This window comes from Pacificitalea manganoxidans (genome assembly GCF_002504165.1).
GTDB classification, from domain to species: Bacteria; Pseudomonadota; Alphaproteobacteria; order Rhodobacterales; family Rhodobacteraceae; genus Pacificitalea; species Pacificitalea manganoxidans.
The window spans coordinates 2,174,773-2,201,770 of sequence record NZ_CP021404.1 but is presented as its reverse complement, the minus strand read 5'-3'; the positions used below and the strand labels follow the sequence as shown (position 1 = coordinate 2,201,770).

Genomic DNA, 26,998 nt, shown 5'->3' with positions numbered 1-26,998 from the left:
GCCGTGGCCAATGCCCGCAATTCCCCCGATGCCACGCAGGCACCGCAGACCGCGCCGCCTGCCGCGCAACATTCCCGTTCCGACAAAGCCGCAACTGACAGCGCCCCGCAGCCCCCGACCGCGCCGCGATTGGCCACGGTCAGCGAGCCTGCGGCGATCCGGCGGTTCCGGGTGCGCCAGCTGGACGCTCCGGGCCGCGCGGCATTGCGCAGTTGTTTGCGGGACGCGCGGGCGGATGCCCATGATGCCAGCGCCGCGTTGCTGTTGGTCTTTGACGTGCCGCTGGCCGGGGTGGCGGATGCCGATCTGGCCGCCTTGGCGACCGAGATCGAATTGGCGGCACCGCCGGTCTTTGCGCTGATCGAAACCGACCTGTCGGGCGCGGCTGCCGAATTGACGCTGGCGGCGCGGGCGCGGATCGCGCGGAGCGGGGCGACGCTGGCCTTTGATGCGGTGCGGCTGGCGCTGCCGCCCGGTGCGGGGGCAAGTCAGCGTTTGCCCCGGCTGGTGGGGGCGGAGGCGGCGCTGGAACTGCTCTGCTCCGGGTTGCGCATCGACGCAGCCACGGCGGAGGTGCTGGGCGTCGTCGATCTGGTGACCGAAGCCCGGCTGGCCCCGGTGGTGCGGCATCTGGCGCGCGCGGCCCTTCCGCCGGCCCGTGCCCGCCGCGAAGGCATCACCGAGCCGCTGAGCTTCCAGAAAGCCATCGCCGCAGCCCGGACCCGCAGCGCGCCCCCCCTCGGCCCGCCGGACCTGCCGCCCGTGGCGCGGGATATGGTGGTGGGCCAGATCATCGACGGCATTGAAAGCGCGGTGCTGCTGGGCTTCGACGCCGCGCTGAACCGGGAGGCGACCCTGTTCGAGGAGGCGTTTGACGGCCCGGTCGCGCCGGCATTGGTGCATCTGGACCGCGCATGGCCGGAGCGCGCCGCCCGCGCAGGGGCATCCTCGGCACCGGACCTGTTGACGCGGATCGCGCTGACCGGCGGGGGCAGCCGGGGTGCGACATTGGCGGCAGCCGCCACGCTGGCCGGGTTAGGGGTGCTGCTCGCCGATCCCAGCGCGCCGCATCTGAGCCTTGCCGAAACCCGGACCCGGCGCGCGTTGGAGCCGCTGCTGGCCGAAGGGCGTAGCGGGGCGGAGCGTCTGGAGGTGCAGCAGGGCTGGGACGCGCTCCGGGGCCTGCCGATGGTTATCGAAACGCTTCCCGGTCATGCCGCCGCGCGCCCCGCGCTGCTGGCCGATCTGGCCGCCGCGACGACGCAGGATGCGGCGGATGACCCTGCGACCGTGCTTGTCAGCGGCTCCGACAGACCGGATCTGGACCAGCTTGCCGACGCGCTGCCCGCAGAAGCGCGCGCCCGCCTGATCGGGCTGCGCCTGCCCGGATTACGCTTGCCTGATCTGCGCCTGCAAGGAATGCGCCTGCCCGAAATCCGGCAGGGCGGCGATGCGGCCCGTAGCGGCGTGGTGGAAATCATCGCGGGGAACGCGACGGGACCAGAGGCGATCCACATGGCGCAGGAGCTTGCCCATGCCTTGGCCCTGCCGTGGCTGTTGGTGGGCCCGGTCGAAGGGTTCATCAGCGAACGGCTGCTCTGGGCGCTGCGGATCGGCGCGGATAGCTGTCTCGACGCGGGCGCGCGGCCTGCGGAGGTCGACGCGGCGGTGCTACGCGCGGGCTTCGCGTTGCGCCCCTACCGGCAGATCGACGCGCTGGGACTGGGCGGGGCCGAAGCAGACCGCGCCCGATTGCAGGACGCGACCACCGGCGCGCTGCCGCAGACGGGGCTGGCCGGGGCGCTGTGGCGTCTGGGCTGGACCGGGCGCTTGGCCGGTCTGGGCTATTACGATTATGCGACCGCCATGCCGACCGAGCATCCGGATATCGGCATGGTGCTGGACAGCGTGCGCACCGGGCGCGGTCGCCGGGCGCAAGGGTTGACGCCGGGCCAGATCGTGAATCGCTGCCTGCTGGCGGTGACGGTCGAGGCCGCGCGGCTGTTGGCGGAGCACCGGGTGACGGATGCGCGCGCGCTGGATCTGGCGGCGGTGCGCGGCACTGGGCTGCCCGCCCATACCGGGGGGCCGTTGCATTGGGCGGGGCGGCGCGGGCTGCTCAGGGTCAAATCGGAACTCAGCCGTTTGGCGCAGGAGGAAGGCGCGTTCTGGCAGCCCCCCGCCCTCATCGCGGATCTGGTCAAGCACGGCCGCCGGTTCGAGGATCTGCCCGCGCAGGATGTGAACCTGACCCCGCGCGCCGAGGCCTAGCGCCCGGTCCGGGGGGGTGTTGCGGCGCAGAGGGGCGGAGCGCACGGCGGAACGCAAAATGTTTCGCACGCGAAACAACGACTCTATCGGCTTAATGCGCCGTGCGCCGGATTGTGGCACGAATTCAGGTGGTTGCCGGACGCAGCGCACGTTGCGCGCGCGCCATCTGCAACGTCCGGCGGGGCAAGGCGCCGGTCACGTTTGAGCCGATATTAGGCGTCGGACCGGACCGGGGCGTCAGGACAGGATGACGCCGATCACCACCATCATCAGCCCGATGATCGACAAGAAGAACGCCGCGAGGTTCAGGCTTACCGCCGATTGCATCGCGCGGCGGGTTTCCTCCTCCGGGCGGGCGCTGCCGCGCAGGCGGGCCACTTTCACGATGCACCAGATGATGCCGAGCAAACCCGCGACCGAAACGGCGGCTCCGGTCCAGATGAGCAGATCCCACAGGGGCATGGCGGTGTCCTTTGGCAGGGTAAATATCGCGTCTGCGCCTAGCCTATCGCGGGCGTCGCGCGCAACCCCCGGCGCAGGGTCGCCCCCGCGGGCGCATCGCGGCGCATAGGCCTTGCGGGTGGGGGTGCAGCTTTGTAGTCAGGGCCTTCGGGCGGTGCCGCGTCGGCGCGCGCCCCGATCAGGCAGAGATTGAGGAGCCGGGCGGATGGAAGACAGCAGCGTGACCGACAGCACCTACCGCGTGACCGCGGACGAGCTGCGGCAGTTCATCGAGCGTTTTGAGCGGCTCGAAGCCGAAAAGAAGGACATCGCCGACCAGCAAAAAGAGGTGATGGCCGAGGCCAAGGGCCGTGGCTACGACACCAAGGTGATGCGCAAGGTGATCTCGCTGCGCAAGCGCGAGCCCGATGACATCGCCGAGGAAGAAGCGGTGCTTGAGATGTATAAAGAAGCGCTTGGCATGGGCTGAGCCCTTTGGCGGGCGGCCTCAGCGCGCCGCCCGCGCCCGCAGACTGGTCGCGATAAGGGTGTAGAGCCCGCTTGCAACGATCACGGCGCTGCCGATCAGCGTCATCGCGTCGGGGCGTTCGCCTAGCACGACGATCCCCAGCAGCATCGCATAGACCAGACGCACATAGCGGAACGGCGCGACGACCGAGATATCGCCCGAACGCATCGCGCGAGTCAGCGCGAAATAGGCGCAGACCCCGACCGTTGCGGTGACCAGCAGCTTGCCCAGTGCGGCGGCGTCGGGCCGGGTGACATCCCCGCTCCACATCGTCAGCAGCACACCGGCGAGGCACAACATCGCAAATCCGGCGATGCCTAGCTGCCGGGCCGACAGATCGCGCGGGCTGGCGCGGGTGGCCAAATCCCGCCCGGCAAAGCCCAGCGTGCCCAGCACCGCAAAGATCAGCGCCGGATCAGTGGAGCCAAGCCCGGGCCGCAGGATCATCAGGACGCCTGCGAACCCCACGCAGATCGCCGTCCAGCGCCGCCAGCCGACGGTTTCGCCAAAGAACCACACCGCGCCCGCTGCCACGACGAGAGGCGTCGCTTGCAGGATGGCAGAGGTCGTCGACAGCGGCACATAAGCCAGCGCCAGACCGAAAAAGAGCCGCCCGCACAATTCGCTGGCGGAGCGCAGAACCATGATGCGGCGAAAGAAATCCGGCGGACAGAGCCGCTCGCCCCGTCGATAGGCAAGACCGGCATAGATCAGCGTGCCAAGCGCGCCAAAGATCACCAGCGCCTCACCGGGGGGCAGGGTGGCCGTCACCTGCTTGAACAGCAGATCCTCCAGCGCAAAGGCCGCCATGGCCGCGATCATCCAGAGCGCGCCGGCAAGGGTAGGCGACATGGGCGGAAGTCCTTCGTTAACGCGGCAGAGGTGCCATGCGCCGGGCTTATCATTCCGGGCAGCGAAGGGAAGGGGCGCGCTTTGCCACGTCGGGTGTGATCGCGGTGCGGGAGATGGTTGGATCGCTTAAAGCACACCGCTTAACCGTCGTGGGCCATCCCACGGGCAGGCTGGTGTTGCTCTCAGGTTCGACGGTGGAATGCCCGTTGGCCGATCTGCCTCGGCCTGCGATTGGGTCGACCTAAGCGCTACCGACCGCGAACAAGGCAAAGCCGCGCGGGCGAGCGCCTGCCCGTTCCGGCGGGCTGGCGTTTTGCCACCTCATGCCGACCTCTGGGCAGTGAAGTGTTTGGCACCGTGAAGCGCACTGGCTTAGCGTTGTAGCGCCATCCCACTGGCAGGCTGGCGTTGCGTTGAGCCTTAAGGGCGATCGGGCTGGATCCGACCCCGTGCGGTGACAGTTCCGCGAAGACCTGTGCATCGGCTGGGTCGGTTCTTCGCCAAAATCCCGCTGCCTCTCCCCGGCGATCCCCTTCCGGCAGAAACAAAAAAGCCCGCCGCGATGTGCGACGGGCTTTCTATCAGAGCGGGGTGAGGATCACTCGTCTTCTTCGAGCTTCTCGACCGCGGCTTTCAGCGTGTCCTTGTCGACCGGCTTTTCGGTGACAGTGGCTTGATCGAAGACGTAATCGACAACTTTGTCTTCGAAGATGGGCGCGCGGAGCTGCTGCTGCATCTGCTGGTTCTGCTGAATGAATTCAAAGAACTGACGCTCCTGACCCGGATACTGGCGGGCTTGGTTCATGACCGCTTGGGTCATTTCGGCGTCGGTCACTTCGATCTCGTTCTTGCGGCCCAGTTCGGCCAGGAGGAGGCCCAGCCGGACGCGGCGTTCGGCGAGCGTCTTATGCTGCTCGGTGGGCTCGATCTTGGGGTGATCGTGGCCCTGCACGTCCGGGTTTTCCTCGTGCCACAGCTGATGCGCGATCTGCTGGGCTTCGGCCTCGACCAGCGCGGGGGGCAGGTCGAATTTGACGGCATCGTCCAGTTGGTCGAGAAGCGCGCGCTTCATGACCGCGCGGGAGGCGCCTGCATATTCGGCTTCCAGACGCTCGGCGATCTGCGACTTCAGACCGGCGAGGTCTTCGGCGCCGAACTGCTTGGCCATCTCGTCGTCGATCTCAGCGGCCTTCGGGGCCTTCACGGCCTTGATGGTGCAGTCGAACACGGCGGCTTTGCCAGCCAGATGGGCGGCCTGATACTGCTCGGGGAAGGAGACCTCGACGGCCTTCTCGTCACCGGCTTTCACGCCGACCAGCTGCTCTTCGAAGCCGGGGATGAACTGACCGGAGCCCAGAACCAGCGGGAAATCGTCGGCGGTGCCGCCTTCGAATGCCTCGCCGTCGACCTTGCCCACGAAGTCCATCGTGACCTGATCGCCGTCCTCGGCTGCGCCGTCCTTGTCCTCGAAGTTCTGAGCCTGCTTGGCCAGACCTTCCAGAGCTTCGTCGACGTCGGCGTCATCGGCCTTCACGACCATCTTTTCGAGCGTCACGGCGGAGAGGTCGGGCTCAGGGATCTCGGGGAGCGCCTCATAGGACATCTCGACCTCGACATCGTCGCCTTCTTTCCAGTCGTCGCCCTTCATCTTGACCTGCGGCTGCAGGGCGGGGCGGTCGCCGGTTTTCTCGAAATGCTCGGCCATGGCGCCGTCGACGGCTTCCTGCATGGCTTCGCCCAGAAGACGCTGGCCATACTGCTTCTTGAGCAGGGCCATCGGCACCTTACCCTTGCGGAAGCCCTTCATTTCGATCTCGGGGCGGGCTTCGACCAGCTTCTCGTTCACCTTGGCGTCCAGTTCGGAGGCGGAAATGGTGATGTCGTAGCCGCGTTTCAGCCCGTCATTCAGGGTCTCGGTGACCTGCATGCGATGGGTCCTTTTTCCCGTGTCGTCAGATAGGCGGAAGCGGCCGCCGAAGCGGGGCCTTCCTCCAATTCGGCGCACTTCTATGGGTGGCGTGCGCGCCATGCAAGGCGGAATCGGGCCGCGCGGGGGGGATTCGCGCGCCAAGCGGCGCAGGCGGGGCGGGCGGCGGAGCGGCAGGGCGGAGGCGGGGCGCGACAGAAGCCCGCCTGCGGGCGCGCGCACCGGAGGCGGATGGCGTGGGGTAATGACGGGTGGGCCGCTTCTGCCATGGGCTGTCCAAGTGGCCGCTTTGGGTGGGGCAACCGGCGTGGCATTGGCCCGGTGCTGTGGAGCCGGTGCCTGCCCCGGAACCTGATCGCAGGTGGAGATGCAGGGAGGGTGCCGCGCCCCTTCCACGGATACCCGCCGCCAAACGAAAAGCGCCGGCCACGATATGTGGGCCGGCGCTTGGGCAACTCAGGGGGATGGGCGGCGATCAGACGCCGTCGCCGAGCGGACCCCGGTTGATCTGATCCTCGGCAGACTGGGCCTCGGACAACACGATCACCTGCGTGCCGTTATCGGTGATCTTGGCGAGATCGATGATGTCTTGCTGGAACAGGCGAATGCAGCCCGCGCTGTCCATGCCGCCCACGGTCCACGGGTAGGGGGTGCCGTGGATGCGGTAGAGCGTGTCGCGCCCATTGCGGTAGAGATACAGCGCGCGGGCGCCCAGCGGATTGTCCAGCCCGCCTTCCATACCACCGGCGACGGGGCCGTAAAGCTCGGGGTCGGTTTTCAGCATGCGCTGGGTCGGGGTCCAGCTGGGCCAGTCTTTCTGATGGTTGATGATGCCGCGCCCGGCAAAGCCGCGTCCGGCCTTGCCGACGCCGACGGTGTAGCGCTTCGCGGTGGTGCCATCGATGATGTAGAACAGGTGGCGCGAATAGGGGTCGACGATGATCGTGCCGGGGGTGCGGTCATTGCGGTAGGTCACAATCTGCCGCTTCACGTCGTCATTGAGATACTGGGCGGGCACGGCGGGAATGGTCCAGCCATTATCCTCCATCGTCGGATACATGTCGCGAAGCTCGCGGCTGACGCCCGGCTCCATCGGCGCAGCGCCACAGGCGGCCAATATGGTAAGCGCACAAAGCGCCGCGACTATTCTGGCCAGCGGGGCGGTGAAGGGACGGATCATCGGGACCTCCGGGTCGTAACTATCGGAAAACACGCGGTCCCGGGCCGGACCCCAACCGCGTATGCTAGGGGAGGAAAGAGGCCGGTCGCGGCAGGTTTCAAGGAACTGTGGTCAGGTTTGATGGAACCTGTGGCAATTTGTGCCACAGTTGACGTAGGGATACGGGCTCACGGCGATGTCAAAGCTTCGTGAACACCCGGCTGCTGGGCAGGTTCGGGGCTAATTCGGGCAGACAGGCCGGCGGTGGAGAGCCCACGGGCCGCAGGCGGGCGAAAGCAGCGGGAAATCGCGTTTCACGCTAGGCTGCGGGGCTGGGGGGCTTGACCCTCCGCTTTGGGAGGGGCCCATTGCCTGCGGATCGTGGGCGGGTCTTTGCCAGCGCGCGATCCTGCGCTTTCTGTCCGTGCGCCATTTGGGCCACGGGCCCCGTTCAACATTATTTTTCCGGAGGTGCTTATGGCCCCGCTCGACACGCCCACGGCTCAGGTCGCCCCGCCAGAAGTCACCCGCGATCCGGTCTGCGGGATGACGGTCGACCCTGCCGCTGGCGGGCCGCAGGCGAAACACGGGGGGCAGACCTATCATTTCTGCTCGGACGGGTGCCGCACCCGGTTTCTGGGCGATCCGGATGCTTTCCGCACCGCGCGCGACCCGGTCTGCGGGATGAGCGTCAACCGGGCCAGCGCCAAATACATGTCGCGCCACGAAGGCGAGCGGTTCTATTTCTGCTCCTCGCGCTGCATGGATCGGTTCGCGGATAAGCCCGGCGCGTTTCTGGGCGACCGGCCCGCCGCGCCTGCGGCGCGCGAGGGCGCGCAATATACCTGTCCGATGCATCCCGAGATTGTCCGCGACGCCCCCGGTGACTGCCCGATCTGCGGCATGGCGCTGGAGCCGATGACGCCCTCCGCCGAGAGCGGCCCGAACCCGGAGCTGGTCGATTTTCGCCGCAGGCTGTGGGTCGCCGGGCCGCTGGCGGCGCTGGTCGTCGTGCTGGAAATGGGCGGTCATCTGGGCATTCCGTTCACCGATTGGTTCGGCGTGTTGCCGGTGCTCTGGGCGCAGGCGGTGCTTGCGACCGCCGTGATGTGGCTGTGCCGGATGTTTTTCCGCCGGGGCTGGTCGTCGATCCGCAACCGCAGCCCCAATATGTGGACGCTGATTGCCATCGGCACCTTGGCGGCGTGGCTCTATTCGATGGTCGCGTTGCTGGCGCCGGGGCTGTTTCCCGAGGCGTTGCGCGGCATGGAGGGGCGGCCTGCGGTCTATTTCGAAGCGGCGGCGGTGATCCTTGTGCTGGTGCTGGTGGGGCAGGTGATGGAGTTGGCCGCCCGCGACCGCACCGGCGACGCGATCCGGGCGCTGCTGGATCTTGCGCCCAAAACCGCCCGGCGCATTGATCCCGATGGCCGCGAAGAGGACGTGGCACTGGGGGATCTGCGGCGCGGCGACCGGCTGCGCGTCCGCCCCGGCGAGGCCGTGCCCGCCGATGGCACGGTGCGCGACGGGCGCAGTCTGGTCGACGAATCCATGCTGACCGGGGAGCCGGTGCCGGTCGAGAAAACCGAAGGCAGCGAGGTCACCGGCGGCACGCTTAACAAAACCGGCGGGTTCGTCATGGAAGTGGGCGCCATCGGCGAGGACAGCACGCTGTCGCGCATCGTCGGCATGGTCGCGAAGGCACAGCGCTCGCGCGCGCCGATTCAGGCGATGGCGGACCGGGTCGCAGGGGTTTTCGTGCCCGCCGTGATCGCGGTGGCGGTCGTCGCCTTTGTCGCTTGGATGGTGCTGGGGCCCGCGCCTGCGCTGCCCTATGCGATGGTCGCGGCGGTGTCCGTGCTCATCATCGCCTGTCCTTGTGCGCTGGGTCTGGCCACGCCAATGTCGATCATGGTCGCCATGGGGCGCGGCGCGCAGGCGGGCGTGTTGATCCGCGATGCCGAGGCGCTGGAGCGGTTCGCGAAAGTCGATGTGCTGGTGGTGGACAAGACCGGCACGCTGACCGAGGGGCGTCCGGTCCTGACCGACATCATCGCCGCCGATGGCGTCAGCGATCTGGATCTGCTCGCCGATGCGGCGGCGTTGGAGCGCGGCTCCGAACACCCGCTGGCGGAAGCCATTCTGGAAGGCGCGACCGCCTATGGTGCCCCCGAGCGCCCGGAGGTGACCGATTTCGACGCCCCGACCGGCAAGGGCGTCACCGGGCGGGTGAAAGGCGTGCCAAGCGCGCTTGGCAACCTTGCGCTGATGCAGGATCTAGGCGTCGACGTCACCGCATTCTCCGCACGGGCGAAGGTGCTGCAAGATAGCGGGCGCACGGCGATCTTCGTGGCGTCCGATGGGCAGCTTATCGGGCTGCTGGGCGTGGCCGATCCGATCAAGGAAACCACGCCCGAGGCCGTGCGCGGCCTGCATGCCGCCGGATTGCGGGTGGTCATGGCCACAGGCGACGCGGAACCCACGGCGCGGGCGGTTGGGCGCGAACTGGGCATCGATGAGATCCACGCCGCTGTTTCGCCCGAACAGAAAGGCCAGATCATCGCGGATCTGCAGGCGCAGGGGTTGCGGGTGGCGATGGCTGGCGACGGGGTGAATGACGCGCCCGCGCTTGCCGCCGCCGATGTGGGCATCGCTATGGGCACCGGGGCGGATGTCGCGGTGGAAAGCGCGGGCATCACGCTGGTGCGGGGCGATCTGACCGGCATCCTGCGCGCCCGGCATCTGGCCGTGCAGACCCTGCGCAATATCCGCCAGAACCTTGTCTTTGCCTTTGCCTATAATGTGCTGGGCGTGCCGATCGCGGCGGGGGTGCTGTATCCGGCCTTTGGCCTGCTGTTGCCGCCCATCTTCGCCGCTGCCGCCATGAGCCTCAGCTCAGTCTCGGTGATCGGCAACGCCCTGCGCTTGCGCCGTGCGAAGCTGTGAGCAAAGGGCGGGTCGGCGTTGGTTTGCTGGGCACGATTGAGCGTAGCGGGGCTTTGCGCAACGCAAGCCTGCAACTAGGGTGGTGAACACGACGGAGGCTTGGCAGATCAACGATAAAGTGCAGCGTCAGCCTGCCCGTGGGATGGCGCTGCAACGATTGAACGGGTGTGCTTTATAGTGCGGCCTGCATCCCCGCTCCGAGGTCCGTGCGAGGTGGCCAAGCGCCAGCCCGTGGGGACGGGCAGGCGCTCGCTCTCGCGGCCTGCGGCCTTGTTCGAGAGCGGGTGCGCTGATCTCCGAAGAACGCAGGGCGTTGAGAGGCCGGGCGCAACGTCAGCCTGCCCGTGGGATGGCGCCGCAACACCTGAACCGCGCGCTTTATGCCAGCCAAACACCTCCCCGCTCCGAGGTCCGCGCGAGGTGGCAAAGCGCCAGCGCGCCGGGACGGGCAGGCGCTCGCCCACGCGGCTTTGCCTTGTTCGCGGGCGGTAGGGCTGAGCACGACGGAGGCGCCGTGTGGTGCATCGTGAAAGCGCGCGCGTGTGCGGTCCACCCCTGTCACGACGCCCCACCGGCGCCGCTGGCGTCAGCGGACCGCGCGTCCGTCGGGGAGTGTGATCCGCGCCACCTGTTCCGAAATCGGGTCCACCGACAGAGGGTGGGTTTCGGTGCTGTGGCGGGCGGGGTCTCCAATGGGTTGCCAGCGCCCGGCCTTGTAGATCTCCAACGCGTCGAACCCGGCCTTGTAGGCCATCTTGGGCGAGCCGGGCACCCAATAGCCCAGATAGACATAGGGCAGGCCCGCCTCCCGCGCGATTTCCACATGATCGAGGATCACATAGGTGCCCAGCGAATTGCGGGCGAGATCGGGATCGAAGAAGGAATAGACCATCGACAGCCCGTCCTCCATCACATCGGTCAGGCAGACCCCGCGGAGCGGGCCCTCCCGGCGCCCTTCGGCGGGGTCGCGATATTCGACGACGCGACTGCGGATCGGCGTTTCCTCCACCATCGCGGCAAACTCAAAGATGTCCATATCGGCCATGCCGCCCTCGGCGTGGCGGGTGTCGAGGTAGCGGCGGAAGAGCGCGTATTGCTCCTCGGTGGCCCAAGGGCTCGACGCGGTGCGATGCAAATGCGCGTTGCGGCGCCGGTTGCGTTTCTGGCTGCGGCTGGGGCGGAAATCGGCCACCCGGATACGGGCCGACAGACATGCGCTGCATTCCGCGCAAGACGGGCGATAGAGCACATTCTGCGACCGGCGGAAGCCCTGCTTCGACAGCGTGTCATTCAGGGTCTCGGCATGTTCGCCCTGCAAGGCGGTGAACAGCTTCCGCTCCATCCGGCCATCGAGATAGGGGCAGGGCTGCGGGGCGGTGACGTAGAACTGAGGTGCGATCGGAAGGGTGTGGCGCATCAGGGGGCTCTGTGTCGGTCTCGGGTTCGGATCGGAACTAGGTGCCGGCGTCCCACATGCAGGTGCCGCACCCATAGGGCGCGGCGGGGTCCGTGCTTCGGGGTCGTGTCAGTGTCGTGACAAAACGGTAGCAGGGGCATTGCGTTCCGCCAAGCCCTGCTTGAACCGCGCGCCTCCGGGCCGCTGGGCAGGGGCAAGGCGCTGCCGACCGACCCGTGCAGCCCTGGCGCGGTCCCGCTCAGTCACCTGCGGCGCGGTTGATCGCAGCGGTGCCCTGCACCATGTCGTAAAGCGACTGCGTGCGCGGCGAGGCAAGGATCGTGATGACCGAGATCACCTGCGGGATCACAAAGGACCACGACACGGTATAAAGCAGCACATGCAGCACCGCTTCGCCAAAGCCAAAGCGCTCCCCCCGGTGATTGCGGAACTCAAGGCTCAGCAGTCGCTGGCCCAGCGTGGCCGATCCCCGTGCCATCGTTATCACCCGGTAGGCAAAGCCGATCCCAAGCCACAGCAGCGGCAGGAAAAACAGCCCGATGAACACGGTCAGCACGGTGGTGATCGCCACCAGCAGGCCAATCACGACCAGATCCACCAGCCATGCCAAAAACCGCTTGGTCGGCACGTCGTCATAGAATTCGGAGGCGGTATCGGGATCAGGCAGACCCCATAGGGCATTCGTCATCATGTCGGTCATATGGGGGAGTGCCTTTCGATTGGCAATGTGCGCGGCGGATGGCAAGGACACAGGGCGGGGGCCGCCCCGTGTCGGGGTCTGGGACGACAGGCAGATCAGGCTTGCGTCGTGGCGTTCGGGGCGGGGCGGTCGCTGTCGGCATCCGCATCCGTGGCCGGACGTTTGGCGCGGTCTTCCATGAACTGGTCGAATTCGGCCTTGTCCTTGGCCTCGCGCAGACGCTCGAGGAAGGATTCAAAGCTGTCTTGTTCCTCCTTCAGGCGGCGCAGGGTTTCGGCCTTGTAGGCGTCAAAGGCGCGGTTGCCGGAAGATTTGAACGGGGTGTTGCGGAATTTGGACGCGCCACGCGAGGCGCATTTGCCGGAAAACATGCGTTTGCTCCAGATCATGTAAGCGAGAAGGGCGAGGCCTACGGGCCAGAAGACGATGAACCCTGCGACTGTCGCCGCGATCCATGCGCCCTTGCCCCGCGCGTCAAGCCAGGCTTCGGCCCGTCCGAGGACGGAGGTCGAGGCGGTGGCGAAGGCGGTGTTCATGCGTATGCTCCTTGGTCGGGCGCCGATCCCGGCGCGTTGGCGGTGTGGGTTTCGATGTGAACCCGTTTCACATTACACCAGATGGGAGGCCCGCCGGGACGGTTCAAGATGTGGATGTGAAAGTTTTTAACATAGGGCCGCGCGGCAGGTGCGGCGGAGGTTTAGTGGCGCGTTGACTATGGTGGGCCGGCTTGACGGGCCGGGTGGGGATGCCTGATGGCCCGGCGGGTTGGTGCTCGGCCACGCCGCGCTGAACTCGAGATGGAGAGGAGCATGTCCGACAAACTTTACAGGGCAACCTCACGGGTAAGCACCTGTCGTGCTAAGCGCGCCCGCCCGCGAACAAGCGAAGCGCGAGAGCGAGCGCCTGCCCGTCCCCCACGGGCTGGCGCTTTGCCACCTCGCGCGAACCTCCGAGCAGGGAGGAACACATCACCATAAAGCGCACCGGCTCCAACCGTCGCAGCGCCACCCCACGGGCAGGCCCCCGGTGCACTTACAAACCAATCCAGGTGTAGCCCGCCCCTACGGTCTGAGCGCACCCGCCCGCGAACAAGGCCGCAGGCCGCGCGGGCGAGCGCCTGCCCGCCCCACCGGGCTGGCGCTTTGCCACCTCGCGCTGACCTCAGAGCGGGGAGGGTAGTGTTGCCATAAAGTGCGCCGTTCAGTCGTAGCAGCGCCACCCCACGGGCAGGCTCCCGTTGCATTTACAAACCAATGCAGGTGTAGCTCGCCTCTGAGAACTAAGTGCGCCCGCCGGCGAACAAGGCCGCAGGCCGCGCGGGCGAGCGCTTGCCCGTCCCCACGGGCTGGCGCTTTGTCACCTTGCGCGAACCTCGGAGCAGGAAGGAACACGTCACCATAAAGCACACCCGCTCACCCGCCCGAGCGCCACCCCACGGGCAGGCTCCCGTCGCGCATCAGGTCCAGCGGAAACTGGCGACCCCCGTTGCCCATAAGTGCACAGATGCCGCTTGCGGGGCGTCACACATCCTCGCGCGGGGCGGTGAAGTCCTGCACGGTGGCGGCGGTCACCCGGATCAGGTCCATCGGTGCGATGGCAAAGATGTGTCGGGGCGTGCCGGCGGCGGCCCAGATTTCCGGGAAGCGGATGAGGTAGGGGTCAAAGAACGCGCGGATCGGGGTCTTGTGTCCCACCGGGGCCACGCCGCCGACGGCAAAGCCGGTGACGGCCCGGATCATGTCGGCATCGGGCAGGGCGACCGGCTCATCCAGACAGGCGCTGGCGCGGGTGGAATTCACCTGACTGCCGCCTGCGGTGATGAACAACGCGAGCCTGCCAGTGTCGCGTCCCATGACGATGATGGATTTGGCGATGCGGTCGATCTCGACACCCGCTTCGGCGGCGGCCTGCGCGGCGGTGCGGGTTTCGGTCTCGCAGGTGCGGACATTCGGCCTCAGACCTGCCTCCTGCAGGGCGGCTTTCACGCGGGTCAGGCTCTGGCTCATCGGCGGCTCCGGCTCCGGCAGGTGCGGGGTTCGGACGTCAGTGTTGCCGCAACCGCCCCGCATCGCAAGTGTCGGCCCCGCGCGACACCGATTGACCGCCCGCGCGCGGCAGGGCAAGCAAAGGTCATGACATTTACCAGCGCCATCACCCGCCACCCGATTGCCCATGATGCTCAGGCCGGAGAGGACTGCGCCGCGCTGTTCCCCGATGCCGCGCCCGAACTGCGTCAACTGATTGCGGGCACCGCCGGGTGCAGCCCCTATCTGCGCGGTTTGATCGAGCGGGAGCGCGACTGGCTGGAGGCTGCGCTCCACGACGATCCGCGCGCGGTGCTGGACGGGTTGCTGACGCCGCTGCCGGAACAGCCGCTGGAGGGGTTGGGCGCGACATTGCGGCAGGCCAAACGGCGCGTCGCGCTCTATACCGGGCTGGCCGATCTGGGCGGGGTCTGGACGCTGGAACAGGTGACCGGCGCGCTGACCCGGCTGGCGGATGCGGCCTGCGATGCGGGGCTGAAGGCGCTGCTTGCCCCCGAAATCGCGCGGGGCCGTATTCCCGGAGCGACCGAAGCCGATCTGCCCGACGCTGCCGGGCTATGCGTGTTGGCCATGGGCAAAATGGGCGCGCATGAGCTGAACTATTCGTCGGATATCGACCTGATCTGCCTTGTCGATCAGGATCGCTATCGCGGCGGCAACTGGCCCGAGGCGCGCGCCGGTTTCATCCGTGTGGTGCGCAAGTTGACCCAGCTTCTCAGCGACATCACGGGGGAGGGCTATGTGTTCCGCACCGATCTGCGGCTGCGGCCCGATGCGTCAAGCACGCCGGTCGTTCTGGCGATGGAGCAGGCGGAACGCTACTACGAAAGCCTTGGCCGCACATGGGAACGCGCGGCACATATCAAGGCACGGCCCTGCGCGGGCGATCTGGCGGCGGGGGCGGCGTATCTGGATCGGCTGCGGCCCTTTGTCTGGCGCAAACATCTGGATTTCGCGGCCATTCAGGATGCCTATGACATGCGGCTCAAGATCCGCGATCACAAGGGGCTGCACGGCACCGGCACGCTGGAAAGCCGGGATCTGAAACTTGCCCCCGGCGGCATCCGCGAAATCGAGTTCTTCACCCAGACCCGGCAGTTGATCGCCGGTGGCCGTGATCCGCGGCTGCGCGAACGCGGCACGCTGGCCGGGCTCGCCGCACTGGAACAGGCGGGCTGGGTGCCCGGCGATGTGGTGGCGCGTCTGGGCACGGCCTACCGCGCCCACCGCGAGGTGGAACACCGGCTGCAACAGGTGGCCGATGCCCAGACCCATATGCTGCCCCGCGACGCCGAGGGGTTCGACCGGCTGGCACGGATGTGCGGGCACGGCGATACCGAAGCGTTCCGCGCCGATCTGCGCGCCCGTCTGGAAATGGTCGCCGCCGAAACCGAAACCTTCTTTGCCCCCGGCACGCCCGGCGCGGCGGCAGAGGAGGACGCGGGTCCGGAGCCGGAAATCGTCGAGAAATGGCGCAGCTATCCGGCGCTGCGATCCGACCGGGCGATGGCGATTTTCAAACGGTTGAAGCCCGAATTGCTGGCGCAATTGCAAAGCGCTCCCAAACCCGAAGAAGCGCTGGCCGCGTTTGACGGGTTCCTGTCCGGCCTGCCTGCCGGGGTGCAGCTGTTTTCGATGTTCGAGGCCAATCCGCAGCTTCTGCGGCTTATCACCGACATTGCCGCCACCGCGCCCGCCTTGGCACGCTATCTGTCGCATAATGCCAGTGTGCTGGACGCGGTGATCGGGGGCAGCTTCTTTGCCGATTGGCCGGGCCGCGCCGCGCTGCGCACGGAATTGGCGAACCGGCTGGCGGCGGCCCCGGATTACGAAACCCGGCTCGATACCGCGCGCCGCTGGGCCAAGGAATGGCATTTCCGCACCGGCGTGCATCACCTGCGCGGGCTGATCGCGGTCGATGAAACCGGGGCGCAATATGCCGATCTGGCCGAGGCGGTGATCGGCGCGCTGCTGCCCGTCGTCACCGATCACTTCGCCGAAAAGCACGGCGCTCCGCCCGGTCGCGGCGCGATGGTGCTGGGCATGGGCGCGCTGGGGGCCGGGTGGCTCACCGCGCAATCCGATCTGGATATCATCGTGATCTACGACGCGGGCGGGATCGAAATGTCCGAGGGGCGGCGCCCCTTGGCGGCCCGGCCCTATTACGCGCGTCTGACGCAGGCGCTGGTCACCGCGCTATCGGCCCCGACGGCCGAAGGGCGTCTTTACGAGGTCGACATGCGTCTGCGCCCGTCGGGGCGGCAGGGCCCGGTGGCGACCGCGCTGGAGGCTTTCGCGACCTATCAGAAAAGCGAAGCCTGGACGTGGGAGCATCTGGCGCTGACCCGCGCCCGGCCCATCGCCGGTGCGCCGGAGTTGCAGGAGGAAGTCACCCGGGTGCGTGCCGATGTGCTGCGCAGCCGCCGCGACCGCGCCGCGACCCTGCAATCCGTCGCCGATATGCGCGCCCGTCTGGCCGAGGCAAAACCCGCCGATGCGCCGCTGGATGCCAAGCGGGGACCGGGCCGGATGCAGGATATCGAGCTATTCGCGCAGACCGCGGCCCTGCTGGCGGGGGCGGATGTCACCGCGACCGATGCCCAGATCGACAGCGCCGCCGACTGGATCGGGGCCGAGAAGACCGCCCATCTGCGGACGCATTACGGCCTGCTGCGCGCGGTGCAGGCCGCCGGGCGGCTCATCACCGAGGAACGGTTCTCGCCCCGGCGGCTGGGGCAGGGCGGCTGTGCGATGATGCTGCGCGATGCCGGTCTGGGCGATGAGGCGGCTGCGACATGCGACATCGCGCTTCTGGAACGGCGCCTGGCCGAAGGCAGCGCCGCCGCCGCAGAGATCATCGGCGCGGCGCTTGGCCCCGCCGGCACCGAAAAGGACGAGACATGATGAAGACGCTGGGCGAGGCAGACGATCCCAAGGGCCTGATCCGCGAGGCCTATCGCATCGACGGGATCGGCGCGGGCGAATGCCGCTCGATCTTCATGGATTGGGCTCTGTCGATCGACGGTGCGGCGCAACCGGCGCTGCGGCGGTTGCTGGCGCGCTACGGGGCGACCGATCCGCTGCATCCCATGACGCAGGTGCTGAAAGAAGGCTTGGGCACCAGTGATCCCGCGCCGGGTCAGCGGCGGGGCGGCTGGCGGGGGCGGCGAGGTCTGACCTGATCTAGTGCGATCTGACCCGCATCAGACCTGCGCCGCAGGCCGCGCGGCGGGACAGGGGCGTTGACGGCCCCGCACCACCGCCGCGCGGACCGCGATCATGCTTTCAGCGCGGCGGCTTCGCGGGCGAGTGCTTCGATGCCGTCCCAGTCGCCGGACTGCACCTTATCCTTGGGCGCGACCCAGCTGCCGCCGACACACATGACATTGGGCAGGCTCAGATAGTCGCGCGCGTTTTTCAGGCTGACGCCGCCGGTGGGGCAGAAGCTGATCTGCGGGATCGGCGCGCCGATCGCCTTCAGCGCGGGCGCGCCGCCCGAGGCTTCGGCGGGGAAGAACTTCATCGCCGTGTAGCCGCGCTCCAGCAGGCGCATCGCCTCGGTCGCGGTGGCGGCACCGGGCAGCAGCGGCAGGTCTTCGTCCTCGCAGGCCTGAAGCAGCACATCCGTCGCGCCGGGTGAGACGCCGAATTGCGCGCCTGCGGCCTTGGCGGCGCGGACATCTTCGGGGGTGAGCAGGGTGCCCGCACCGACCACACCGCCCGGCACCTGTGCCATGGCACGGATCGCGTCAAGCGCGGCAGGCGTGCGCAGCGTCACCTCCAGCGCGGGCAGGCCGCCCGCAACCAGCGCCCGCGCCAGCGCTTCGGCATGGGCGGCGTCATCGATCACGAGAACCGGCACCACAGGGGCCCGGCGGCAGAGATCCTCGGTGCGGCGGCTTGCGTCCTGAGGGGTCATGGCGAGATCCTTTTTGCGAGGGTCCGCCGGGAAATATGCCTCCGGCGGGGATATTTTAACCATATTGAAAGACAGGCGGAGCATCGTGGCCCGGCGGAACAGGCAGGGATGCCGATGGCCGCCCATGTTGAAACATCCCGGCCTGCCCGCTGTGTGCTTGCTTGTGCGGGCGGGCCGGGATGCGGGATCAGACGACGACGCCCGCGCCAGCGGTGGCGGGGCCGACATTCTGGCGGAACGCCTCGAACAGCTCCCGACCAATGCCGAACTTGTTGCCGCTGAGGTCGGCGGCGACCGGCTCGCGGCTGTCGAAGTCCTCGGCCAACACGCTGAGCGTGCCTGCAACCGCATCGACGCGCACGATGTCGCCGTCGCGCAGGCGGGCGAGCGGGCCGCCATCGGCAGCTTCGGGGCTGACATGGATGGCGGACGGCACCTTGCCCGACGCGCCCGACATGCGGCCATCGGTGACCAGCGCCACCTTCAACCCGCGATCCTGCAACACCGCAAGGGTCGGGGTCAGGGAATGCAATTCGGGCATGCCGTTGGCTTTGGGCCCCTGAAACCGGACGACGACCACGGTGTCCGACGTGAATTCGCCCTGCTTGAAGGCCTCCTTCACAGCGCCCTGATCGTGGAAGATCCGCGCGGGCGCTTCGATCACATGGCGTTCGGGCGCCACCGCGGAGACTTTCATCACGCCGCGCCCAAGATTGCCGGCAAGCTGCCGTAGACCGCCCGATTTCTGGAACGGATCGGCGGCGGGGCGCAGGATCTTATCGTTGAGCGATTGGCCCGCCCCTTCCTGCCAGCTCAGCGCGCCATCGACGATTTTCGGCTCGCGGGTGTAATCGGCCAGCCCGTCGCCTGCCACGGTTTTGGTGTCGGGATGCAGCAGGCCTTCGTTCAGCAGATCGCCGATCATGTAGCCAAGCCCGCCCGCCGCGTGGAAATGGTTCACGTCGGCCAGCCCGTTGGGATAGACCTTGGCCATCAGCGGGGTCACGGCGGAAAGGTCCGAGAAATCCTCCAGATCGAGGATCACGCCCGCCGCACGGGCCATCGCGGGCAGGTGCAGGATCAGGTTGGTGGAGCCGCCGGTGGCCATCAGCCCGACCATCCCGTTGACGAAGGCCTTTTCATCCAGCACCTGCGCCACGGGGCGATAATCGTTGCCAAGCGCGGTGATCTGCAACGCGCGCTCCGTCCCGGCGATGGTGAGCGCATCGCGCAGCGGCGTGTTGGGATTGACGAAGCTCGCCCCTGGCAGGTGCAGCCCCATGAACTCCATCAGCATCTGGTTGGAATTCGCGGTGCCGTAGAACGTGCAGGTGCCCGGCCCGTGATAGGAGGCCATTTCCGCCTTCATCAACTCATCCCGGCCCACTTCGCCGGTCGCGAATTGCTGGCGCACGCGGGATTTTTCGTCATTGGGCAGGCCCGAGGTCATCGGTCCGGCGGGCAGGAAGATCCCCGGCAGATAGCCAAAGGTGGCCGCGGCAATGACCAGACCCGGCACGATCTTGTCGCAGACGCCAAGGTAGAGCGCGGAGTCGAACGTGTTGTGGCTGAGCGCGACACCGGTGGCGAGCGCGATCACATCGCGCGAAAACAGCGACAGTTCCATGCCGACCTGGCCTTGTGTCACGCCATCGCACATGGCTGGCACGCCGCCCGCCACCTGCGCGGTGCCGCCTGCATCGCGCGCGGCCCGGCGGATCAGGTCGGGAAAACGCTCGAACGGCTGATGCGCGGACAGCATGTCATTATAGGCGGTGACGATGCCGATATTGCCGGCGCTCGTGGTGGCAAGGCTGTCTTTGTCCTCGCCCATCGCGGCATAGGCGTGGGCCTGATTGCCACAGGTGAGATGCGCCCGGCGCGGGCCTTCATCGGCGGCGCGGGCCATACGGTCCAGATAGGCGCTGCGCGGCGCCTTGCTGCGTTCGATGATCCGTTGGGTGACTTTATGGACGGTGGCGTCGAGGGGCATTGGCATGATCCGCTGGCTGTGATTCTGAAGACGCTGGGGTCTTTGTCGCGCATGATAGTGAGTTAGCGCTAACAATACAAACCCGTGTCGCAGGCCCATTTGAGGGGCGGGCAGGGGGATCGCCCGATGGCGTGGACCCTGTTACTGGATTGAGCGCGCCCGCGGCTGATTTCAACCGCCACTGCTGCGCCACGTCTGCCCGCAATGCATGTCCCGCCGGGGCCAAGCCATGCGGTTTCTGCAATGCGGCAATACCATCCTGTCGGTTTCCGTGCCCGTCCCCATGACCTAAGTTCGTTGGCAAGGGAGGGCTGAAGTTCTGAAAAGGATGACATCCCGATGAAACATACTGATTACGTGGACGAATACGGCATGATCGACATGATTGCTATCGAGCGCGACGCGCGCATCCTGCGGGCCCAGGCCTTTGCCTCCGGCATTCGCAAAATCGGCGCTTGGCTGCGCAGCCGCGGCAATTTCGGCGCAGCAGTCGCCGCACGCTGAGCCGCATCTCTTCGGCGTGACATTGCCGAAGCGACGCCGCACCATATACGGATCACCGGATCCCACCTGAAACAACCCCGGATCTGCCGGGGTTTTTTCTTGCCCGAACGGCATGTCGCGATGACCCCGGCCTATGGCCTGTTGCGCAAACACCGCAGCACGGGACTAGCGAACAGGATCGGGCAGGGCTGCCAATCTTTTGAAATTTCGCTGAATTTGCGCGTCCCCCGCGCGATCTGGCGCCTGCATTCTGCACCTTGGGCGCGAAAACTTTCGCCCCCTGCGCCGCGAACGCGCCACGATGTGTTACCCTAGCGTCATTGTTCAATTGATTTGGGTCGTTTCGGCCCGGAGGATCATAGTGATGCGATGGCTCACATTTGGCCTGATTTTGGCCAGTCTCTCCGCATGCGGGGGCGGGCGCGCTGCGTCCAGTTCCCAAGACCTCGTGCCGCAGATCCGCAGCACGACATGGAGCACGGGCGCGTTCCGGTAGGATGTGACGGTGCGAGAGGGCACGTTGCTGCGGCTTGCCGCTTCCGTCGGCGGCGGGAACGGGATATTGGCGGGGCATGACAGATGCAGCGCACACCCCCGCCCCCCATTCCCCGGCAACCGATCGGCCCACCGTGCGCCTGCGCCCCAAGGCCGAGGCCCGCGCGATCCGGCATGGCTTCCCATGGGTTTATTCCGATGAGCTGGTGCTTGACCGGCGGTCGAAATCCCTGACGCCCGGCACCATTGCCCGGCTGGAGGACGCCGAACGCCGCCCGCTGGGCACCGTGACCGTCAATCCCGACTCGAAAATCACCGCCCGCATGTTGGATTTCGATGCCGAGGTCGAGATCGATCACAATTGGCTGGTGACGCGCCTGCGCGCCGCGCTGGACCTGCGCGAGCAACTTTATGACGCGCCCTATTACCGGCTGGTCCATGCCGAGGCCGACGGCCTGCCAGGCGTCGTGATCGACCGGTTTGGCGACGCGGCGGTGATTCAGCCGAACGCCGCATGGGCGGATGCCATGATCGACACGCTGGCCGATGCGTTGGCCGAGGTCACGGGCGTCACCGCCATTTTGAAAAGCGGCAGTGGCCGCGCCCGCAAACTGGAAGGCCTCGATGACGCCACCACATGGCTGCGCGGCGAGGTCACGGCCCCGATCCCGGTCAAGATGAACGGCGCCACCTATATGGCCGACCTGACGGGCGGGCAGAAAACCGGGCTGTTCTACGACCAGCGCCCGAACCACGCGTTCATCGCCGGGTTGGCGCGCGGGCGCACGGTGCTGGATGTGTTTTGCCATGTGGGCGGGTTCGCGCTTGCCGCGCTGTCGCAGGGTGCGGTCAGCGCGGTGGCGGTCGATGGCTCCGGCCCGGCGCTTGAACTGGCGCAGCAGGGGGCCGAGGCCAGCGGCCATGCCGCGGCCTTCACCACCCGGCAGGGCGATGCCTTTGCCGAACTGGAAGCCATGGCGCAGGAGGGCGCGCGGTTTGACATCGTGATCTGCGATCCGCCTGCTTTCGCGCCCTCGAAACAGGCGCTTGAGGCGGGGCTGCGCGCCTATGAGCGGATCGCGCGGATGGCGGCTGGTCTGGTCGCTGACGGCGGCATCCTGTGTGTGTGTTCGTGTTCTCACGCCGCCGATCTGACCCGTTTCCGCAACGCCTCCGCGCGCGGGATCGGCAAGGGCGGGCGCCGGGCGCAGCTGATCCATACCGGCTTTGCCGGGGCCGACCATCCGCTGCTGCCGCAACTGGCCGAAAGCGGCTATCTAAAATCGCTGGTCTTCCGGATGACCGCGTGAAGCTGACGCTTGATGCCTGCGTGATGTTTCCGACCGTCCAGCGGGAAATCCTGCTGGCGGTCGCCCGCGAGGGGCTGATCACCCCACTCTGGTCGCCGCGCATCTTGGAAGAATGGGCCCGCGCCGCGCGTAAGATCGGCCCCACGGGCGAGGCACAGGCCCGCGCCGAAATCGCGTTGCTCAGGGCGCATTGGCCCCGGGCGGAGGTGCATCCGCGCGACGGGGATCTGGCGCGTCTGTGGCTGCCCGATCCTGCTGATATTCATGTGCTGGCTGCGGCTATCGCGGGGTCTGCCGATGCGATCGTGACCGTCAACACCCGCGATTTTCCCCGTCACATTCTGGCCGAAGAAGGACTGCAACGGCACGACCCCGACGGTTTGCTGCGCGATCTGTATCTCGCCCAGCCGGACCCCGTCATCCGCGCGGTAGAGGCCGTCGCGGCGGAAGCGGCCCGGCTGGACGACGCGCCGCGCGATCCGCGCGCGCTGCTGAAAAAGGCACGCTTGCCGCGACTGGCCAAATTTTTTTGCGTGAGCGTCACGCTGTAACTATTTGCAATGTAGACTAAATATCAGGCCGCGGCTTCGGCCTCGGCGCAGGCTTCGGCAGTGGCGTCGAGCGCCAGCATGATCGACGCATGACGGTTCTTGAACTCGCGCGCGGGCAGCAGCACCTCGAACCCTTCGAACGGCGCGGCAGGCACATCGCCGCCTTGCTTTAGCATGGCGTGCAACTCGGCGCGGGCGCGGTCGATCTCGGCGCGGCTGCGCCCGATCACCACCTGACCCAGCACCGCGGCGGAGGCCTGACCCAGCGCGCAGGCCTTCACATCCTGTGCGAATTCAGCAATCCGCCCGTCCTGCAGCACCAGATCCACGGTGATGGTGGAGCCGCAAAGCGGCGAGCGTTTGCGGATACTGACCTCGGGCGCGGGCAGGCGGCCCAGATGCGGGATATCGGCAGCCAGCGCCAGAATCCGCCCGGAGTATAGGTTGACGAGGTCGGTTTCGGTGCTCATGTCTGGCCCTTCCATCTTGCCTGTCCTAGATAGGTCACTCCCCCGCGTTTGAAAAGGAACCCGCGCATGGCCTTCGATCCGGCGACACTAAAGTATGACGCGCAGGGCCTGATCCCTGCAATCGCGCAGGATGCGGAAAGCGGCGAGATCCTGATGATGGCGTGGATGAATGCCGAAAGCGTCAGCCGCACGCTCGACACCGCGCGCGTCACCTATTGGTCGCGCTCCCGGCAGGCGTTCTGGGTCAAGGGCGAAAGCTCGGGCAACCTGCAACATCTGGTAGATCTGCGGGTGGATTGCGACCGCGATTGCCTGTTGGTGCTGGTCCGGCAGGAGGGCCCCGCCTGCCACACCAACCGGCGCAGTTGCTTCTACACGGCGGTGCGGGATGGCGAAGAGGTCGAATTGATGACCCCCGAAGCGGGCTGAGCGGCGGCTATAGCCCGACCAGAGCGCGAATATCCTGCGGGGTTGCGCCGCGCTCCCGATACAGCTGGATCGCCTCCGCGTCGTGCCGCTTTGCCAGCCGCTTGCCCTGCGCGTCGCGGATCAGCCGGTGATGGTGATAGCGCGGTGTGGGCAGGCCCAGCAGGTGTTGCAGCAGGACATGCAGCGGGGTCGCATCAGACAGGTCGCGCCCGCGGGTGACCAGCGTAACCCCTTGCGCCGCGTCATCCACCACCACCGCCAGATGATACGCGATGGCACCGGTCTGACGGCGGGCCAGAACGATGTCACCCGCGCCGGTGATCAGGTCTGCGGCGGCCCTACGCTGCACGCCGCTTCCGTCACCGTCCTCGGTAAATTCTAGATATTTAGCAGTAGCTTGCACGGCTTTCTGAATGTCGAGCCTCAGCGCATCTCCCGGCCTCCGGTCGGCCATGCTGCGGTGCCTGCATGTGCCGGGATAGATCAGCCCATCCGGCCCGTGCGGCGGATCGCCTTCCTGCGGGGCGCTCAGCGCGGCGCGGATCTCGGCGCGGTTGCAGCCGCAGGGATAGAGCAGACCCATCTCATCCAGCCGGGCCAGCGCGGCCTCATAGGCGGGCAGACGCTCGGACTGGCGCCAGACGGGCCGGGGATAATCGATCCCAAGCCAGCGCAGATCCTCATGAATCGCGGCTTCCCACTCTGGCTTGGACCGTTCGCGGTCCAGATCCTCGATCCGCAGTAGGAATTGACCGCCCGCCGCCCGCGCCAGATCCGCGCCCAGCAGGGCGGAATAGGCATGACCCAGATGCAGCGGCCCGGTCGGAGACGGGGCAAAACGCGTGATCATCGGCGTCAGGATTTCTGGAGAATAATGACCGTGGAGCCCTGACATAGCGCAGGCAGATGCGCCCCATGTTCGCGGAACAGTTGCTGCATCGCGCCGCTGTCGAGCGTCGCTTCGACCGCGCGGGCACTGATCCCGGCGCTGGTGCAATAATCCGGCACGGCAAGCGCCAGCAGCCCGCCGGGCATCAACGCGCGCGTCAGCCGCTCCACCTGACAGGGCCCCACAGGGCCAAGGCCCAGCGATCCGGCGGTGGCGATGGCCGCCCAACGCCCTTCGCGCAGCATTTCATAGCCGGGCTGGATGCGGTGCAAGTCGCGGTAAACGCCGCGGGCCTGCGCGCGCGCGATCAGCACCTCGGACGGGTCGATGCCGGTGATGTCGGTGCAGCCCGCCGCCTGAAGCGCAAGTCCCAGAACCCCGGTGCCGCAATCGTAGTCGAGCACCGATTGATCCGTGTCGGGCAGGAAAGCGCAGAGCGCTTCGGCGATCCGTGCGGGGGTGGCGTAGCCTGTGCCCAGCGTCGCCTTGTCGTAGCGCCGCACCCAGCTTTGCCGCAACATAGCGGGATTGGATGCGGCCCGAGGCTTCCAAAGAAGGTCGGGGTAAAGCGCAGGGGCCTGCGCAGGCGTGTCGTAAAGCGAATGCATGGCGAAGTTTATCAGCCGGTCGGTCGCGGGTCCAGTTCCCTGATGGCAGTCTAGAGCCATCGTTAGCGTAAACTCAACTCAAACCCGGAGCATTCGGGATGCTCCGGCGGGCTTATGCCTCGCTCGGCGTCTCGGCGCCGGCGTCGGCAGCGATGTCGGAGACCGTCGGTTCCGGCAGGCCAAGCCACTCGCGCCACGCGGTTTTCGCGCGGTCGGTATAGGCCTTGTAGCGGTCGCGGCGGCCCCGCCGCCCGCCCTTGGCGTCGATAGGCCGGAACAGCCCGAAATTGACGTTCATCGGCTGGAAGGTCTTGGCCTCCGCGCCGCCGGTGATGTGGGTCAGCAGGGCACCCATCGCGGTGTCTGCGGGCACCGGGGGCAGGGGGTCGCCCAGCAGCTCCTGCGTCGCCAGCCGCCCGGCCAGAAGCCCCATCGCCGCGCTTTCGACATAGCCTTCGACCCCGGTGATCTGACCGGCGAAACGCAGGTTCGGACGCGAGCGCAGGCGCATCTGATCGTCAAGCAGCGTGGGCGAATTCAGGAACGTGTTGCGGTGGATGCCGCCCAGCCGCGCGAACCGCGCATTTTGCAGGCCGGGGATCATGCGGAACACTTCGGTCTGCGCGCCGTATTTCATCTTCGTCTGGAAACCGACAATGTTGTAAAGCGTGCCAAGCGCATTGTCGCGGCGCAGCTGCACAACGGCATAGGCCTTCTCATCGGGTTTATGCGCATTGGTCAGGCCAATCGGCTTCATCGGGCCGTGGCGCAGGGTTTCGCGGCCCCGCTCGGCCATGACCTCGATCGGCAGGCAGCCGTCGAAATAGCCCGCCGTCTCGCCCTCGTGGAACTCCGCCTTGTCGGCGGCCAGCAGCGCGTCGATGAAGGCTTCGTGCTCGGCCTTGGTCATCGGACAATTGATATAGGCGGTGCGCTCTTCCTCGGTGTCGCCCTTGTCGTAGCGGCTTTGCAGCCACGCGATGTCCATGTCGATGCTGTCGGCATAGACGATGGGTGCGATGGCGTCGAAAAACGCAAGGCTGTCCTGCCCCGTTTCGGCGCGGATCGCGCTTGCCAGCGCGCCGGAGGTCAGCGGCCCAGTCGCGATGATCCATTGGCCGTCATCGGCATCAGGCAGGCGGTCGATCTCGCCCGCCTCGACGGTGACCAGAGGATGCGCGCGCAGCCGGTCCGTGACGCCTTGGGAAAACGCATCGCGATCCACGGCCAGCGCCCCGCCTGCGGGCAGTTGATGCGCGTCGGCCATCTCCATGATGAGCCCGCCCGCCTGACGCATTTCCCAATGCAGCAGGCCCACGGCGTTCTGTTCGTCATCATCCGAGCGGAATGAATTGGAACAGACCATTTCGGCCAGATTTCCGGTGCGATGTGCAAAGGTTTCCACCTGCGGACGCATCTCGTGGATGGTCACGGGAATCCCAAGATTGACCGCCTGCCAGGCAGCTTCCGACCCGGCCATGCCGCCGCCGACGATGTGAATGCGTTTATCCGTCATGGGCTGCCTCATACTGGGGGCCGGGCA

At 67.1% G+C, this 26,998-nt stretch carries 23 protein-coding genes; 9 read left to right on the top strand and 14 right to left on the bottom strand.

Going from position 1 to position 26,998, the window contains the following annotated elements; translation table 11 throughout:
• Window positions 1-3: 3 nt before the first annotated feature.
• Complete coding sequence (locus tag CBW24_RS09990) at window positions 4-2,271, top strand: 3-hydroxyacyl-CoA dehydrogenase family protein (protein WP_198405170.1); 2,268 nt, start codon at window positions 4-6, stop codon at window positions 2,269-2,271.
• Window positions 2,272-2,508: 237 nt separating this feature from the next.
• Here the strand turns inward: CBW24_RS09990 and CBW24_RS09985 are convergent, their stop codons facing one another.
• A complete protein-coding gene (locus CBW24_RS09985) occupies window positions 2,509-2,733 on the bottom strand; it encodes a hypothetical protein (RefSeq protein WP_198405169.1) in 225 nt (74 codons plus the stop codon).
• A gap of 205 nt (window positions 2,734-2,938) precedes the next feature.
• Between CBW24_RS09985 and CBW24_RS09980 the strand changes: the two genes are divergently transcribed.
• On the top strand, window positions 2,939-3,202 hold the full coding sequence (locus CBW24_RS09980) for a DUF2312 domain-containing protein (protein ID WP_088661771.1): 264 nt from the start codon (window positions 2,939-2,941) through the stop codon (window positions 3,200-3,202).
• 18 nt (window positions 3,203-3,220) lie between these two features.
• Here the strand turns inward: CBW24_RS09980 and CBW24_RS09975 are convergent, their stop codons facing one another.
• The 3 genes from CBW24_RS09975 to CBW24_RS09965 all read right to left on the bottom strand — a co-directional run bounded on the left by CBW24_RS09975 (window position 3,221) and on the right by CBW24_RS09965 (window position 7,200).
• A complete protein-coding gene (locus tag CBW24_RS09975; RefSeq protein WP_088661772.1) occupies window positions 3,221-4,093 on the bottom strand; it encodes a DMT family transporter in 873 nt (290 codons plus the stop codon).
• Between the two features lie 598 nt (window positions 4,094-4,691).
• Window positions 4,692-6,020, bottom strand: a complete 1,329-nt coding sequence (gene tig, locus CBW24_RS09970; protein ID WP_097373495.1) for a trigger factor — start codon at window positions 6,018-6,020, stop codon at window positions 4,692-4,694.
• A gap of 475 nt (window positions 6,021-6,495) precedes the next feature.
• Entirely contained in the window at window positions 6,496-7,200 is a 705-nt protein-coding gene (locus CBW24_RS09965; protein WP_097373494.1) for a L,D-transpeptidase, read from the bottom strand.
• A 456-nt stretch (window positions 7,201-7,656) separates the two neighbouring features.
• On the opposite strand from CBW24_RS09965, the gene CBW24_RS09960 reads away from it, so the two are divergent.
• Window positions 7,657-10,125 (top strand): heavy metal translocating P-type ATPase, encoded by a 2,469-nt coding sequence (locus CBW24_RS09960; RefSeq protein ID WP_097373493.1) that lies wholly within the window; start codon window positions 7,657-7,659, stop codon window positions 10,123-10,125.
• A gap of 586 nt (window positions 10,126-10,711) precedes the next feature.
• On the opposite strand, the gene CBW24_RS09955 is transcribed toward CBW24_RS09960, so the two are convergent.
• The 4 genes from CBW24_RS09955 to CBW24_RS09940 form a co-directional block, all read right to left on the bottom strand.
• A complete protein-coding gene (locus CBW24_RS09955; RefSeq protein ID WP_088661776.1) occupies window positions 10,712-11,542 on the bottom strand; it encodes an arginyltransferase in 831 nt (276 codons plus the stop codon).
• Between the two features lie 238 nt (window positions 11,543-11,780).
• Window positions 11,781-12,242 carry an RDD family protein gene (locus tag CBW24_RS09950; RefSeq protein WP_097373492.1) on the bottom strand — a complete coding sequence of 154 codons (462 nt, stop codon included), beginning with the start codon at window positions 12,240-12,242 and terminating at the stop codon, window positions 11,781-11,783.
• A gap of 95 nt (window positions 12,243-12,337) precedes the next feature.
• Entirely contained in the window at window positions 12,338-12,778 is a 441-nt protein-coding gene (locus CBW24_RS09945) for a DUF2852 domain-containing protein (RefSeq protein ID WP_097373491.1), read from the bottom strand.
• A gap of 984 nt (window positions 12,779-13,762) precedes the next feature.
• The gene (locus CBW24_RS09940; protein ID WP_097373490.1) at window positions 13,763-14,248 is read right to left on the bottom strand and encodes a YbaK/EbsC family protein; all 486 of its coding nucleotides are present in this window, start codon (window positions 14,246-14,248) and stop codon (window positions 13,763-13,765) included.
• 126 nt (window positions 14,249-14,374) lie between these two features.
• Here CBW24_RS09940 and CBW24_RS09935 point away from each other — a divergent pair, with 126 nt between their 5' ends.
• Together CBW24_RS09935 and CBW24_RS09930 are read left to right on the top strand one after the other, a co-directional pair.
• Complete coding sequence (locus CBW24_RS09935) at window positions 14,375-17,191, top strand: bifunctional [glutamate--ammonia ligase]-adenylyl-L-tyrosine phosphorylase/[glutamate--ammonia-ligase] adenylyltransferase (protein WP_097373489.1); 2,817 nt, start codon at window positions 14,375-14,377, stop codon at window positions 17,189-17,191.
• On the top strand, window positions 17,191-17,469 hold the full coding sequence (locus tag CBW24_RS09930) for a hypothetical protein (protein WP_088661913.1): 279 nt from the start codon (window positions 17,191-17,193) through the stop codon (window positions 17,467-17,469). Before CBW24_RS09935 ends, CBW24_RS09930 begins: the two co-directional genes overlap by 1 nt.
• Before the next feature lie 95 nt (window positions 17,470-17,564).
• Here CBW24_RS09930 and eda read toward each other — a convergent pair whose 3' ends face one another.
• Window positions 17,565-18,206 (bottom strand): bifunctional 4-hydroxy-2-oxoglutarate aldolase/2-dehydro-3-deoxy-phosphogluconate aldolase, encoded by a 642-nt coding sequence (eda, locus tag CBW24_RS09925; protein WP_088661781.1) that lies wholly within the window; start codon window positions 18,204-18,206, stop codon window positions 17,565-17,567.
• Between the two features lie 187 nt (window positions 18,207-18,393).
• The gene (gene edd / locus CBW24_RS09920; protein ID WP_097373488.1) at window positions 18,394-20,199 is read right to left on the bottom strand and encodes a phosphogluconate dehydratase; all 1,806 of its coding nucleotides are present in this window, start codon (window positions 20,197-20,199) and stop codon (window positions 18,394-18,396) included.
• Window positions 20,200-20,538: 339 nt separating this feature from the next.
• Here edd and CBW24_RS18380 point away from each other — a divergent pair, with 339 nt between their 5' ends.
• From CBW24_RS18380 to CBW24_RS09910, 3 genes are all read left to right on the top strand, one after another.
• Window positions 20,539-20,703: an RSP_7527 family protein gene (locus tag CBW24_RS18380; RefSeq protein ID WP_157773192.1), complete on the top strand. Its 165-nt coding sequence runs from the start codon at window positions 20,539-20,541 to the stop codon at window positions 20,701-20,703.
• A 572-nt stretch (window positions 20,704-21,275) separates the two neighbouring features.
• A complete protein-coding gene (locus CBW24_RS09915; protein ID WP_097373487.1) occupies window positions 21,276-22,508 on the top strand; it encodes an RSP_2647 family RNA methyltransferase in 1,233 nt (410 codons plus the stop codon).
• Window positions 22,505-23,059 (top strand): RSP_2648 family PIN domain-containing protein, encoded by a 555-nt coding sequence (locus CBW24_RS09910; RefSeq protein WP_097373486.1) that lies wholly within the window; start codon window positions 22,505-22,507, stop codon window positions 23,057-23,059. The genes CBW24_RS09915 and CBW24_RS09910 overlap by 4 nt, the downstream gene beginning before the upstream one ends.
• Window positions 23,060-23,082: 23 nt before the next feature.
• Here the strand turns inward: CBW24_RS09910 and CBW24_RS09905 are convergent, their stop codons facing one another.
• Window positions 23,083-23,529, bottom strand: a complete 447-nt coding sequence (locus CBW24_RS09905; protein WP_088661914.1) for an iron-sulfur cluster assembly scaffold protein — start codon at window positions 23,527-23,529, stop codon at window positions 23,083-23,085.
• Between the two features lie 66 nt (window positions 23,530-23,595).
• Between CBW24_RS09905 and hisI the strand changes: the two genes are divergently transcribed.
• The gene (gene hisI, locus CBW24_RS09900; protein ID WP_097373485.1) at window positions 23,596-23,958 is read left to right on the top strand and encodes a phosphoribosyl-AMP cyclohydrolase; all 363 of its coding nucleotides are present in this window, start codon (window positions 23,596-23,598) and stop codon (window positions 23,956-23,958) included.
• A 7-nt stretch (window positions 23,959-23,965) separates the two neighbouring features.
• Here hisI and gluQRS read toward each other — a convergent pair whose 3' ends face one another.
• From gluQRS to trmFO, 3 genes are all read right to left on the bottom strand, one after another.
• Window positions 23,966-24,808, bottom strand: coding sequence for a tRNA glutamyl-Q(34) synthetase GluQRS (gene gluQRS, locus CBW24_RS09895; protein ID WP_097373484.1), 843 nt, complete (start codon window positions 24,806-24,808; stop codon window positions 23,966-23,968).
• Between the two features lie 5 nt (window positions 24,809-24,813).
• Window positions 24,814-25,455: a class I SAM-dependent DNA methyltransferase gene (locus CBW24_RS09890; RefSeq protein ID WP_097373483.1), complete on the bottom strand. Its 642-nt coding sequence runs from the start codon at window positions 25,453-25,455 to the stop codon at window positions 24,814-24,816.
• Between the two features lie 112 nt (window positions 25,456-25,567).
• On the bottom strand, window positions 25,568-26,971 hold the full coding sequence (gene trmFO, locus CBW24_RS09885) for a methylenetetrahydrofolate--tRNA-(uracil(54)-C(5))-methyltransferase (FADH(2)-oxidizing) TrmFO (RefSeq protein WP_097373482.1): 1,404 nt from the start codon (window positions 26,969-26,971) through the stop codon (window positions 25,568-25,570).
• Between the last annotated feature and the right edge of the window lie 27 nt (window positions 26,972-26,998).

What these genes read in the sequence shown, in the direction of transcription:
- edd (WP_097373488.1), bottom strand. Translation starts at nt 20,199, where the DNA reads ATGCCCCTCGACGCCACCGTCCATAAAGTCACCCAACGGATCATCGAA.
- CBW24_RS09950 (WP_097373492.1), bottom strand. Translation starts at nt 12,242, where the DNA reads ATGACCGACATGATGACGAATGCCCTATGGGGTCTGCCTGATCCCGAT.
- CBW24_RS09965 (WP_097373494.1), bottom strand. Translation starts at nt 7,200, where the DNA reads ATGATCCGTCCCTTCACCGCCCCGCTGGCCAGAATAGTCGCGGCGCTT.
- CBW24_RS09905 (WP_088661914.1), bottom strand. Translation starts at nt 23,529, where the DNA reads ATGAGCACCGAAACCGACCTCGTCAACCTATACTCCGGGCGGATTCTG.
- trmFO (WP_097373482.1), bottom strand. Translation starts at nt 26,971, where the DNA reads ATGACGGATAAACGCATTCACATCGTCGGCGGCGGCATGGCCGGGTCG.
- CBW24_RS09960 (WP_097373493.1), top strand. Translation starts at nt 7,657, where the DNA reads ATGGCCCCGCTCGACACGCCCACGGCTCAGGTCGCCCCGCCAGAAGTC.
- CBW24_RS09980 (WP_088661771.1), top strand. Translation starts at nt 2,939, where the DNA reads ATGGAAGACAGCAGCGTGACCGACAGCACCTACCGCGTGACCGCGGAC.
- CBW24_RS09945 (WP_097373491.1), bottom strand. Translation starts at nt 12,778, where the DNA reads ATGAACACCGCCTTCGCCACCGCCTCGACCTCCGTCCTCGGACGGGCC.
- tig (WP_097373495.1), bottom strand. Translation starts at nt 6,020, where the DNA reads ATGCAGGTCACCGAGACCCTGAATGACGGGCTGAAACGCGGCTACGAC.
- CBW24_RS09985 (WP_198405169.1), bottom strand. Translation starts at nt 2,733, where the DNA reads ATGCCCCTGTGGGATCTGCTCATCTGGACCGGAGCCGCCGTTTCGGTC.
- CBW24_RS09940 (WP_097373490.1), bottom strand. Translation starts at nt 14,248, where the DNA reads ATGAGCCAGAGCCTGACCCGCGTGAAAGCCGCCCTGCAGGAGGCAGGT.
- CBW24_RS18380 (WP_157773192.1), top strand. Translation starts at nt 20,539, where the DNA reads ATGAAACATACTGATTACGTGGACGAATACGGCATGATCGACATGATT.
- CBW24_RS09930 (WP_088661913.1), top strand. Translation starts at nt 17,191, where the DNA reads ATGAAGACGCTGGGCGAGGCAGACGATCCCAAGGGCCTGATCCGCGAG.
- hisI (WP_097373485.1), top strand. Translation starts at nt 23,596, where the DNA reads ATGGCCTTCGATCCGGCGACACTAAAGTATGACGCGCAGGGCCTGATC.
- CBW24_RS09890 (WP_097373483.1), bottom strand. Translation starts at nt 25,455, where the DNA reads ATGCATTCGCTTTACGACACGCCTGCGCAGGCCCCTGCGCTTTACCCC.
- CBW24_RS09975 (WP_088661772.1), bottom strand. Translation starts at nt 4,093, where the DNA reads ATGTCGCCTACCCTTGCCGGCGCGCTCTGGATGATCGCGGCCATGGCG.
- CBW24_RS09915 (WP_097373487.1), top strand. Translation starts at nt 21,276, where the DNA reads ATGACAGATGCAGCGCACACCCCCGCCCCCCATTCCCCGGCAACCGAT.
- eda (WP_088661781.1), bottom strand. Translation starts at nt 18,206, where the DNA reads ATGACCCCTCAGGACGCAAGCCGCCGCACCGAGGATCTCTGCCGCCGG.
- gluQRS (WP_097373484.1), bottom strand. Translation starts at nt 24,808, where the DNA reads ATGATCACGCGTTTTGCCCCGTCTCCGACCGGGCCGCTGCATCTGGGT.
- CBW24_RS09935 (WP_097373489.1), top strand. Translation starts at nt 14,375, where the DNA reads ATGACATTTACCAGCGCCATCACCCGCCACCCGATTGCCCATGATGCT.
- CBW24_RS09955 (WP_088661776.1), bottom strand. Translation starts at nt 11,542, where the DNA reads ATGCGCCACACCCTTCCGATCGCACCTCAGTTCTACGTCACCGCCCCG.